Below are 11,111 nucleotides of genomic sequence, written 5' to 3'. Positions count from 1 at the left end.
CCGGCGTGGTGCATGGGAAATGTCTCGAAACACAAATAATGCCCTTCCGACTTCTTTCTGGGAAGCGAAAGGGCTGAAAAGTTTGCTTTCTCGTTATTTGGAACTTCGTTAACCTTTTGGAACCGCCGTATGCGGACCCGCATGTACGGTGGTGTGAGAGGACGGGGGTTAGCCGCCCCCTCCTACTCGATTAAAGATGTACTTCTGCATCCGCCTTCCCAAAGCATAAACCGATTAACAGGACAACTTTTGATTCAGGCCACAGGAGCGTTATAACAGACTTTCTTCGTCACTCTCACAAATCATTAATTGTTTTAATAGATGAGCCGTCATTTCAGGATGAGATATTGGAAAATGGTGACCATAAGGAACTTGCATAATATTAAAATGACTGAATTGACTTGGAATATGGTACATATGATCCTTAGTACCCCACAAGATAGAAACTTTATCTTTTGGCCAAGCTTGAAAATTTAACAAGTAATGTTGGTTATGAGTTAATGAAGCTAGTGTTTCAGCAAGTGTTTTTCTTACTCTTGGTGAGTTGAGTTCTTCCAGGACATAGGTAACATAGTGTTGTGGAATTTCGGAATAGTCGGCAAAACAAGTCTGTGAAACCAGCATCTTTTTAAAAGTGGATTCCGTAATGAATTGCAGAACATTCTTTGTTAGGGTTGAGCTTTTGTACCGCTTCGATACGGGATGAAGGACAGGTTGCAATAAATGAATAGCGTGAATGCGATCTGGAATCTTCTCCAAGACTTTTGCTGCGATAAGTCCGCCATAGGAATGGCCGACTAATGTTACTCGACGGTTATGTGATAAGATCGCTTGAATGACAGCGTTTATGTGACCTTCAATCACGTTAGGCTCATGATGATGCCGAGTTGAATCAACCGGATATGGTTTATTTTTGATAAAACTTAAGGATTCCTTGGGGATTCTCAGTTTTGTTCCTAAACGGCTGCCTAACATTTTAGACAAGATAAGAGGAGAAGCAGACTTAAGTTGGCTTTTTTACTCGCAATTCCTTTGATATCGTCGTAATCAATTCATGCATATTCGGACTTTGATGTTGTTCGTCCAAGAGAAAGTAGGTTTGGCTTTTTGGATTTTCTTCTTTTGTTAAAGCGGACACAAATGCGGCAACGTGGTCAACATGAACTAAAGGCAGCCAATACTTTTTCCCTCCGGGTACAATACGCATTAAGTTTCTTCGAGTGGAATCGATTAAGATGCCAAGTCCGCCGGTTTGCTCTGTATTTCCTGTATTCGAATCGCCGATAACCACGCTGGGGTTGATGACGGAAAGCGGAAAGCCTGATCGTTTAGCTCCTTGTCTAATCCGTAAATCCGAAAGAAACTTCATTCTTTCATAAGGAGGTATAGGATCCAATAGAGCGGTTATACGCTCAGGAGAGTTCATGTTCTCTTCGTTAAACGGACTATTATATCCGACGATATGAACGAAATGCTTTAATCCCTTTTTTTCATGAATGTGATTCGCAAGGGAAAGAATTTGATCTGACGCTTGAAGAAAGACTTGACGGGCCTGATCTTCTTTAAGCAGAATATCCATCGGCCCTCCCGCATGAATGATGATATCTGCTGTCAAAACTCGCTCAAGGTCTGAATGATTTAAACCTAAGGAAGTTTCTGTCAAGTCACCTAAAACTGCCGTTAAGGTCTGTACGTTTTCTAAACCCATTTGCTTTATGATTTGATCGAATCTAGTCCGCGATCGCACAAGGACCATCAAGGAATGATTTTCTGGGGAAAGTTGTTTTAAAATATTCTTCCCAATAAAGCCGGTGCCGCCTGTAATAAAAATGTTGGCCATCTAAATAGGTTCCACCTTTCATTTTATAGTACTATACAGTACTAATTCAAAGCAAAAAAAATTACTTTAGCATAAAGGCTAAAGAATGAATAGCATCTTGAATAAGGGATGGATCATGAGTTGCGTGCTGTAGAAATAACCCGCCTTCAATGGTTGAAACAATTAATGCTGCTGTTTGTCTTGGGGGTAATTGATCGTTCAACTCTTTATTTTGAATTCCTTCTATGATTAATTTTTCAAGTGAAATGATTTGATCTTGAAAGAAGCGGTTGATTTTTTCTCTGATCCATCCAGCCTCTTGTGATGTCTGAGTGTACAGTGTAAGAAAAGGACATCCTCCTAGGCACTCAACGTCTTGCTCAGTTAGCAAATGAACTAATAATGCAATACGCTCTTGAACTGGAAGGTCTGTCCTAGAGGTAATGCCGTAAATAAGTTCATGGTACTGTTGAACAATTCTATCAATAATGGCGGATAAAAGTTCTTCTTTGCTTTTAAAATAATAATAAATATTTGTTTTTGAAACTTTACTTTCTGCAACGATATCATCCATGCTGGTGACCAGATATCCCTTTTTCAGGAATAAGTTTGTAGCGACTTCAAGAACGATTTCACGGTTTGAATTTTTTATTTTTTTAATCATATTAGTACTATAAAGTACTAGTTATTGTATTGTCAAATGTTTATTAGGGTGACATCAAAACTGTCACTCTACTTTGTGTTGATTTACACAATAATTTTTGGTAAATTGGAAAACGAGGAAAATATATAGATTTATATATTTTCCAATACAATTTGGTACTGGGGCGATGATGGTATGGGAAAAGGATTAAAGGTATCCATGTTGGTCACGGATATCGGCTTTGTTTTATATTGGCTTATGATTTATCTTGAATTACTGCCAAAGGAATATCTTTATAAAGATTACGACAACGAAATTACGGTGGCTTGGAATTTGTCTTTCATCCCGCTCGATCTCTTGATATCCCTAACAGGCTTAACGAGTCTTTATTTATACAAAAAACAACTGCGTTTATGGTCGTCCTTTTGCATCGTTTCTTTAAGCTTGACGTTCTGTTCAGGTTTACAGGCCATTGCTTTCTGGGGATTTCGACATGATTTCGATCTATGGTGGTGGTTGCCTAATGCAATCCTTCTTCTATATCCACTGTTCTTTTTGCCCAAATTGATTAAGCATGCTGCATATTCGATATAAAAAGATTATTAAATTTCTAAATTGTCGGATCGGATGTGCTGCCGACTTCGGGAAGAGCGCCGGTTTTTCGATGTGGGTTCAAAATTGAGAGAGCAGTTATCGGGAGATCATCTTCTGTGATGGCTGCTTTTTATTTTGCTCCGTTCTCTAAAGCAGCTAAGCAGTCGAATGACTTTCAAAACTCTAAGTAGGGTAACATTAAGAGCGAGAATGTAACGCTAGAAAAAACATTTCCGGGGACGTGCGGCGGATCACAAACAGTCGTAGGGCACCATTGTGAGCAGTATCAACAACGCGACTCTGCTCGTCAGTTTGGAGGAACTGGAGAAGCTGAAGCTTGATCTTGAGCTGATTGCCATACTGGTCTCATTGTTGGAGAGTCAGGTGTTGTAGACCAGAAGATCAAGCTTCATGCATCCCAGAGGCGGCGGAAGCAAGAAAAGACAAGGGTACGACTTTCCTTGCTTGTCCGTTTGTAGAGAAGACCTAATTTTTCACCCAGAGCAGTTCGACTTGTTCCAACGATTTCCCCTTCGTTTCCGGGATTAATTTCGCACAGAAGAATACGGTGAAAGCGGAAATAGCGGCATAGAGCCAGAACGTTGCCGATGCTCCGATACTATCAAGCAGCATAGGGAAAGTTTGGGAAACCAGGAAATCGGCCACCCATAAGCACAGTGTTGCCACCGCCGTTGCGCGGGCCCTGATTCTTGTGGGGAAAATCTCCGAAATCATAACCCAAACGACCGGACCGAAGGAAACGGCAAAAGCTGCCACATACAAGAGAATAAAGAACAGGATCCAATATCCCGATAAGTGGCCGGCGTTGAAGGCGTATCCCACAACGAACAGACAGACCGTCATAACGCTGCCGCCGGCAACCAGAAGAACCTTCCGGCCGACTTTATCGATGATCCAGAGCGCTATTAGCGTAAACACTAAATTGACGACACCCACCAGAACGGTTTGAATCAGCGCCGAATCCGTGTTTGCTCCCGACTGTTTCAATATTTCCGGGGTATAGTACATGATCGCATTAATCCCGGTAATTTGCTGAAGGGCGGCCAGTACAACCCCAATAATGAAGGGGAGTTTCAGGGAGGACTGAAACAGTTCCTTCCACGAAACGGACTGATCTTCTTGCAGATTCAGGATTTCGTGAAGCTCTGCTTTATCGGCTTTCTTGCCATTCATCCGTTCTAGAATATCCAGCGCGCGAACCTTCTGGTTTTTCTTCATCAACCACCGGGGACTTTCCGGAATAAGCAGAAGCAGAAACAAGTACAGGAATCCCGGCACTGCAGCAAAGCCGAACATCCAACGCCAAGACGTCGATACGTCCCATGCGTCATTTCCCAATCCCTCAATGGTCGCGTTGATGAAGAATGTAACAAATATCCCCGTAACCACTGACAATTGGTATATAGAAACCATACGTCCACGGATATGGGTCGGTGAAATTTCCGCGATATACAAGGTGGATACATTAGAAGCAATGCCAATGCCAAGGCCACCGATGATCCGGGCAATAACGAGGAAAAATATGTGATTTGAGAGCGCCGAACCCAACATGCCGATGGCAAAAAATATGGCGGCTGTGAGCAGCAATTTTTTTCGTCCAAATTTGTCGCTGAGTGTTCCGGAAAATACAGCGCCAATTCCGGCGCCTACAATCAGACTAGAGACCGTCCAGCCCTGCATGCCTGCTTGCAAGTCGAATTTGACTTTCAAAAACCCGATTGCACCTGAGATGACGGCTGTATCGTATCCGAATAAAAAGCCGCCGATCGCGGCAATGATTGAATAAAATACCACATACCGTGAAAGCGATTTTCTTTCTTGTTTTAATGCGCTCATGGTTCTCTCCTTTGTATAGTTCTCTCCAAGTTATTAATTGTATAATAGTTGCTGACAAAAAGAAACACTCTATATTATTTGTAAAAAAGTTGCTAAAATTCCAACTAAATTTTATGCGGATATCCGCAATGCCGAGGCATCGCATCAATACTATAATCTTCCCATTCATGGTCAAATTTATCAAATCTTAGGATATATAAAACCTATCTTCATTCAGACCAAATGCTGTATTAATCTTATCGGCAACATACTGCAGTATTTGTAGAAAGCAGTTCAGGTAATTAGTCACACTTTCAAACCAGTGAAATCATTCTGCGGCGGCGAACCTGTGGATTTGCTGACCCAGGATTCGCTGCCATACAACATGCAAAAAGCATCGATCCACTGGATCGATGCTTTTTTACTTGTAAGAGCGGGTCGATTCTGCACTCGACGTGTAGGCCCTCTCTCCCGTGAGGAACGCGTCGATTTTTAATTATTCATGCACGATTTAAGAAATAATTTGGCCGCGGATTTCTCCATCCGGATTTTGTACGGTGTGTACATTGACATAAGTATTGCCTCTTTCCATTTCACGGACCAGATCGCGGATTGTCTTTCCTCTAAGAGGACCGACTAAATCATTGCGAGTCAGAGTCCCTCGAATCACTCCCCGTCTTACGGAAATTCCAAATTTCGACGGGCCGAACAGAAAGGCGACAATTGGACCGTTTTCGCCTCTTCGCCCAAGATGAATATGGGCTTGGGTTACCCGGTTTATATTTCGGATGACAAGCCTGAATGATAATCGATCACCGGCACGGTTAAGCCGAAGAATTGCATTTCCTGTAGCAATTGTCCTTACAGGAGGTACTTCGTTTCTTCCATTCAAGAAAGCCCTAAACGTTCTGATATTCCTCACCCCTCTTCGTTGATACAGTATTTTATTCTGTGTAGAAGGAGGGGAATTGTTCACCCGCCCAGGGTAGAATAGTTTTTTTGTAAAAACAGTTCGGGGAAGAAGAAAGGCAAGTTCACGATCACGAAACGCGGGCGATCCCGGCTTAGCGCGTTGCTTTTCCGTACGATGCTGCCGATGGGCAAAAAAAGTGGAGTTTAAAGCTCTATACGGTCATCACACCGCGTTTAATTCATTCCCCTTTTTCCATCGTGAAGCATAAACACCAACTGTCGTAATTCAAAATTGACAGATTTTAAAAATAATGTATATTTTGTATGTGCAAGCAAAATATGTTTGGGAGGTACGCAGGGTGAATAAACGAATCATTGTGATTGGCGGAACCGGGATTATCGGATCAGCAGTTGTTAATGCTCTCGAACCAAAGTATGAAGTCATAAGTGCATCCCGAAACAGTTCGATCAGGGTAGACCTGGATGATATGGACACAGTTGATAAACTATTTACTAAAGTGGGCAAGGTCGATGCGGTTGTTTGTACGGCTCAAAGCGGGAAACTAACCCCGCTAAATTCCGCTCAATGGGACGATGATTTTACGTTCGGCATGAAAAAACTGACCGGACAAGTGGAATTGTTCCGGCGAGCAATAAACAACCTGAATGATCATGGATCCATCACCCTCACAAGCGGCACCTTTAAAGAACCTCTCCCGGGTAGTTCAGTTGGCCATATAGTCAATTACGGCCTTGAAGGTTTTGTGCGTGCAGCAGCTCTCGAACTCCCAAGAGGAATTCGGGCCAATGTTGTAAGTCCCGGTTGGGTAAAAGAAACCTTGAAGATATTAGGAATGGATGATGCAAAAGGGACAGCGGCTAATGTCGTTGCTCAATCTTACGTAGAGGCTATCGAAGGGAACATGCAAGGGAGGGTTCTTATATGAAAATTTTGGTTTTGATTGCTCACCCTAACTTAAGTAACTCAAAAATGAACAGTCTATGGAAACAAGAACTCGAAAATATTCCGAATGTGACGGTCCATGATCTTTACCAACATTATTCACATCAGCCTATTGATCTTCCGCTTGAGCAAAAGCTATTATTAACCCATGATCGCATCGTTTTTCAGTTCCCATTCTACTGGTATAGCACACCCCCTCTTCTGAAGAGGTGGATCGATGAGGTTTTCGCTTATGGATGGGCCTATGGACCAGGCGGTAAAGCACTTCAAGGCAAGGAATTGGTATTGGCTATTTCAGTCGGGGGGCCGGAGCATTCTTACCGTGCTGGCGGATACAACCACTTCACCATCAGCGAACTTACAAGACCGCTCCAAGCAACTGCAAATACTACAGGCATGGATTTTCTTCCGCACTATATCCAGTATAGCACTGGAGATATTGACGACAAAGCTGCGTTTGAAAGTGCTAAAAACTATGTTATTCATATTACAAATGAGGACTTAAATCACCGTAACCGGCTTGCTAAACAGTTGGCCCGGATGGAGGAACAAGGCATTGTACTTAAAACAGAGGAGTAGCATGTGGGGGTTATAATCGCTAACTCCTTAAAAGTACTTTCTTTAACCCCAGTCTAACGGGAAACGATATTCAATGAACACAACGGATGGCTGTAATCTGTTGTGTTTTTTTTAGCTCAATCTCAAGAGCAGTGATTGACAGTTCATTAAACAATCGATATCGATTCGGACCTAAAGCCGGATTCGGTGCGCGACGTGTCTTCCGCCTTCGACAGCCTTGTGGCGTGGGTAATATACCGCAGCATTAATGGAATGGGCTTGAATGATGCAGACAAGTTGTTAAAAAGAGAACTTATGATTAACCATATCCACTGTAAAATATTCTGGGCCTTCTGCCCCTTTTTCGAGGTTTCAATTTTGTTCCTACCGCACCAAACGGGTCCATCGAAACAAAAAAGTGCGTTCTGTTCAAATGTCCGCCTCTGCTTTTATAATGAGCAAAAGGAAAGCGAGGTGCAGCATGATTCCATATCGACTGACTTCGGGAAACTGGAGTATCGCATGGGGAACTCCCCTTGATCTTAAAGCGCGTATAAGCAACCCTATATCGCATCGTAATAACGAGTACTTGCATGCAGTCGAAGAATTGCCGGACTTGTGGGAATGGGATTTCCCCGAAGGAGTCTACAGGGCAAAGGACATCGTGCGCGAGGCCGGGATCATTCTCGCCGCAATCGGCATCCAACTCGGCGGCGCAGCCAACTCAAAAGTACTGTTGGACAATCTTCAGTCAAGCCTGGCGACGGCCGGAAGGGAGGCGGTCCTGCCGCTGGAACAACTGAAGGCGGAACACGAGGACGATTCCCGTTCCGAGTTGTCCGACCAGGCCAAACGCATCGGAGAAACTATCGTGAATTGGGCAAGGGAAGAAGATAAGCAAGCGTCGGCGCTTAAGCGTTACGGAGAGCGCACCCTCACCATGAGGAGCCGATGCGACCAGCATTTATGGACTCCAGACGTCGTCCATTTGCTGACCGGGCCTTCCGGTAGTCCTGCTGTGATGCAGTTGTTCAATGAGTATCTTCATCAGCTCATCCTTCTCAGGGATGCGCTGCTTCCGTTCGAAAATTGGGAAGAAGTGCCTATAGAGCGCAAGGGAACCGATCGGGAAAGAGGTTTGCGGTGGCTGGAAGAAGCTCGCAACGAATTTCTGGCCGTACTGTTGACCCGAAAAATTCCGCATAAGGCGATCGTTCGCTATGCCCAGCGGGTGCTGAGTCCGGAACTCTCCGCCTCCGGATACGGGTTCCAATATCGTCTCGGCACCATCCTTCCCGCCTCCATCGGGAGGCCGATCGCCGCCGCTTCAAAGGCGCTTCTCCGCTGGCATCCCGTCTGGACGTACAAGGCGGGCATGACCGATTTTCCGGAGCCGGCGGCATTCGACTATGCTTTGGACGATTATTATGCCGCGCAGCGAAGCAAGCTGGAATCCGCTCCTTCGGAGCGGACCGGTTCGTCAAGTTCGCCTCCGTCTCTTGCAGCCATTCACGAAGCTGGCCTCGTCCCCGTCGCAACCGATTCCGGCCGTGTGCAACTTCAGCTGATATTGCCGACTCCCGAGAGGCAATACGCCGTGGATCTCGGGCAGGCGCTAAGAGGTCACCGCTACCTGTACCGGCCGCGGCGGGAGAATCCTGATGCGAAGCAGCCGGACACTTCGGGCCGGGATCGGGATGACCTGCCTGTCCATGAGGCCGAGTCGATCCTGGTCTTGCCGGGACTCGTAACGGCCGGGGCAGGCGTTCATTCGGTTGCCGCGTATGGAAATCCGCTGGTGCAGTGGGCTCTGCTCGGCAAGTTGTATCCGGAAAATGTCGTCGCCAGCGAAGGTGCTGCGGGATCGGCGCTCGGATCAGCCCGCGAATCGGGCAAAGGGTTTGGTGCGAAGTTTCTGCTTGACGGGGCGGTGCGGGGGACCGACTGACATCGGCCCCTCTCAGGCGTGCTGATCGCGAGGAACGGAATGGTCGAACGAAAAGCTGTCAACGTAATCCGCACCGAATTCGCACAATTGGGTCAGCATCGGAATCAGCCGCCGGCCCAAATCGGAGAGCATGTATTCGACCTTGGGCGGAGCAACGGCGTACACTTTTCGGATAATAAGCCCGTCTTTCTCAAGCTCCCGCAATTGCAGGGTCAACATTTTCTGTGTTGTCTCGGGCATCAGCTTCTGCAGTTCGTTGAAGCGGCAGGTCTTGTGGGACAAATAGCTCAGGATCAAAATTTTCCATTTCCCGCTGATGAGCCCGAGCGTAATTTCAGATGTGCACGCGTACTCCTGGTTTCTGAATTTGATCATGGCGTTCCCTCATTTCATTAAACTGACTATTTAACTAGTGTTACATTGAATTATAGCAAAAGAGGATTAAGATCAACAGATCCGGAGCATCCTGCAACCACCAACAATAAAAGAACTGCTAATGTTCCTATCCCAAATGACTTTCTTAAAGATGCTTTGAACTTTGACACGTCCGACTCCACTTCCTACAAATCATACCTGTTTAGTATGGATTTTATTATGGAATAAACCCCCTATTCTGTCAAACAAAAAAACATTGTCAAGACAGGATAAAACTGATTTATCCATTACAGGAAATGAAATCGCTTCAATAGTATTCAGGCTCAACTTTCGGTGCGATTTCTGGTCTTTTTCCAAATTAATATGAAGTAAAAGACATCGAGCACAAGTATAGATACATACATAATCAATAGCAGCAAAGAATCCGGATATAAGGAATAAAACAAGAGAGAGGCGCACAGCGTGCCGATCATCTTGGTGCAGGCAATGGCAACGGATTGCCCCAACACGCCTTGGGTCCGCGCCATTCGAATAAACAAGATAGACATCATGAGATTGATGCCAAAAGCCGAATATCGGCCGATATAGTCATGGAACTCAACAGTAATACCAAGGATTAGCAGAATGGAGAGAGCCAGTGAGGAGAGCAAAATGACCGTTTTCAGATTCCGGCTTGGGAATAGTTGCCGTTTTGAAAAGATCAGAAATTGTCCCACCATGATGCAATCGAGACTGAGCCAGATGAAATTAATCGCCTGTTGCAAGGGTTCGAAAGGAAAAACGAAGAAAAACAATAGTTCCCAAGCCCAATTGGCGCATAGCGCAGCAAAAGGCATTCCTAATGATTGGTCGCGGAACCCTTTCAGGATAATTAACATATACGTCATCGTCCAGAAAAACCCGAGACCCAATTGAAGCAGCCGCTCGATCGCGAATGGTAACAGGTGTTCCATCATCGGTTCAGGATCACATCTCCCTCCTAAAGGAATATTTCATTTTATGAAGGGGTTGATCTACTTATTCGAATCGGAAGAGGAGAGCACGGTTCGCCATAGAAGAGTTCATGACAGAAGGAATTGTGTTATATTTATAAACATTATATGTTAGTTAATTTCAACAATTAGCAGTAGAAAAATTAGATTCAATTACAATAAACCTGCAAATTACTTTAAAAAGGCTGCATGGAAAAGATAATATATGGACATGGACACAAGTGGTGCTGTAAAACAGTATCTAAGCAATATTTTTCATGAATAATACGTCTTATTAATGTTAGTTTTCCTTACGCAGGATTTAAATGCAGGAAAAAGAAAAATGGTAAATGGCATCCCATGCGAGTCTGTAAAATAGTTTGTGTAAACTCCTAAACCCAGTAAAATGGAAGTAATAGAAAGGTTGGGAGAATACATGGGACTTTGGTCAAAAGAACAACTACGGGCTTTCATCAAGGAGAACAACTTGG

At 44.5% G+C, this 11,111-nt stretch carries 10 protein-coding genes and 2 pseudogenes; 5 read left to right on the top strand and 7 right to left on the bottom strand.

Going from position 1 to position 11,111, the window contains the following annotated elements:
- Window positions 1-112 (top strand): annotated as a pseudogene (locus tag K7397_RS22100) (group II intron maturase-specific domain-containing protein); the annotation flags it as partial.
- A 158-nt stretch (window positions 113-270) separates the two neighbouring features.
- Here K7397_RS22100 and K7397_RS21725 read toward each other — a convergent pair.
- The 3 genes from K7397_RS21725 to K7397_RS20500 form a co-directional block, all read right to left on the bottom strand.
- Window positions 271-975 (bottom strand): alpha/beta fold hydrolase, encoded by a 705-nt coding sequence (locus K7397_RS21725; protein ID WP_237691096.1) that lies wholly within the window; start codon window positions 973-975, stop codon window positions 271-273.
- Window positions 976-1,003: 28 nt separating this feature from the next.
- Window positions 1,004-1,840, bottom strand: a complete 837-nt coding sequence (locus tag K7397_RS21720) for an SDR family oxidoreductase (protein ID WP_237691095.1) — start codon at window positions 1,838-1,840, stop codon at window positions 1,004-1,006.
- A gap of 61 nt (window positions 1,841-1,901) precedes the next feature.
- Window positions 1,902-2,483: a TetR/AcrR family transcriptional regulator gene (locus tag K7397_RS20500; RefSeq protein WP_273545663.1), complete on the bottom strand. Its 582-nt coding sequence runs from the start codon at window positions 2,481-2,483 to the stop codon at window positions 1,902-1,904.
- Between the two features lie 174 nt (window positions 2,484-2,657).
- Here K7397_RS20500 and K7397_RS20495 point away from each other — a divergent pair, with 174 nt between their 5' ends.
- Window positions 2,658-3,056, top strand: coding sequence for a DUF5360 family protein (locus K7397_RS20495; RefSeq protein ID WP_223070448.1), 399 nt, complete (start codon window positions 2,658-2,660; stop codon window positions 3,054-3,056).
- A gap of 486 nt (window positions 3,057-3,542) precedes the next feature.
- Here K7397_RS20495 and K7397_RS20490 read toward each other — a convergent pair.
- Window positions 3,543-4,916: pseudogene (locus K7397_RS20490) on the bottom strand (sugar porter family MFS transporter); the annotation flags it as partial.
- A 487-nt stretch (window positions 4,917-5,403) separates the two neighbouring features.
- Window positions 5,404-5,805: a CHRD domain-containing protein gene (locus tag K7397_RS20485; protein WP_223070449.1), complete on the bottom strand. Its 402-nt coding sequence runs from the start codon at window positions 5,803-5,805 to the stop codon at window positions 5,404-5,406.
- Between the two features lie 358 nt (window positions 5,806-6,163).
- Between K7397_RS20485 and K7397_RS20480 the strand changes: the two genes are divergently transcribed.
- The 3 genes from K7397_RS20480 (at window position 6,164) to K7397_RS20470 (ending at window position 9,274) form a co-directional block, all read left to right on the top strand.
- On the top strand, window positions 6,164-6,751 hold the full coding sequence (locus tag K7397_RS20480; RefSeq protein ID WP_223070446.1) for a short chain dehydrogenase: 588 nt from the start codon (window positions 6,164-6,166) through the stop codon (window positions 6,749-6,751).
- A complete protein-coding gene (locus K7397_RS20475) occupies window positions 6,748-7,347 on the top strand; it encodes an NAD(P)H-dependent oxidoreductase (RefSeq protein WP_223070445.1) in 600 nt (199 codons plus the stop codon). Before K7397_RS20480 ends, K7397_RS20475 begins: the two co-directional genes overlap by 4 nt.
- A 460-nt stretch (window positions 7,348-7,807) precedes the next feature.
- A complete protein-coding gene (locus K7397_RS20470; protein WP_223070444.1) occupies window positions 7,808-9,274 on the top strand; it encodes a hypothetical protein in 1,467 nt (488 codons plus the stop codon).
- Between the two features lie 12 nt (window positions 9,275-9,286).
- Here the strand turns inward: K7397_RS20470 and K7397_RS20465 are convergent, their stop codons facing one another.
- Together K7397_RS20465 and K7397_RS20460 are read right to left on the bottom strand one after the other, a co-directional pair.
- On the bottom strand, window positions 9,287-9,649 hold the full coding sequence (locus K7397_RS20465) for a winged helix-turn-helix transcriptional regulator (RefSeq protein ID WP_223070443.1): 363 nt from the start codon (window positions 9,647-9,649) through the stop codon (window positions 9,287-9,289).
- 323 nt (window positions 9,650-9,972) lie between these two features.
- A complete protein-coding gene (locus K7397_RS20460) occupies window positions 9,973-10,602 on the bottom strand; it encodes a transmembrane-type terpene cyclase (RefSeq protein WP_475600036.1) in 630 nt (209 codons plus the stop codon).
- Window positions 10,603-11,111 lie beyond the last annotated feature (509 nt).

Origin of the sequence: Paenibacillus caui (assembly GCF_019904135.1) — a bacterium.
GTDB classification, from domain to species: domain Bacteria; phylum Bacillota; class Bacilli; order Paenibacillales; family Paenibacillaceae; genus Fontibacillus; species Fontibacillus caui.
This window is presented reverse-complemented; position numbering and strand designations above follow the sequence as displayed.

Excerpts from the sequence above, each read along its gene's own strand:
- K7397_RS20470 (WP_223070444.1), top strand. The coding sequence starts at position 7,808 with ATGATTCCATATCGACTGACTTCGGGAAACTGGAGTATCGCATGGGGA.
- K7397_RS20495 (WP_223070448.1), top strand. The coding sequence starts at position 2,658 with ATGGGAAAAGGATTAAAGGTATCCATGTTGGTCACGGATATCGGCTTT.
- K7397_RS20465 (WP_223070443.1), bottom strand. The coding sequence starts at position 9,649 with ATGATCAAATTCAGAAACCAGGAGTACGCGTGCACATCTGAAATTACG.
- K7397_RS20460 (WP_475600036.1), bottom strand. The coding sequence starts at position 10,602 with ATGGAACACCTGTTACCATTCGCGATCGAGCGGCTGCTTCAATTGGGT.
- K7397_RS20500 (WP_273545663.1), bottom strand. The coding sequence starts at position 2,483 with ATGATTAAAAAAATAAAAAATTCAAACCGTGAAATCGTTCTTGAAGTC.
- K7397_RS21720 (WP_237691095.1), bottom strand. The coding sequence starts at position 1,840 with ATGGCCAACATTTTTATTACAGGCGGCACCGGCTTTATTGGGAAGAAT.
- K7397_RS20475 (WP_223070445.1), top strand. The coding sequence starts at position 6,748 with ATGAAAATTTTGGTTTTGATTGCTCACCCTAACTTAAGTAACTCAAAA.
- K7397_RS21725 (WP_237691096.1), bottom strand. The coding sequence starts at position 975 with ATGTTAGGCAGCCGTTTAGGAACAAAACTGAGAATCCCCAAGGAATCC.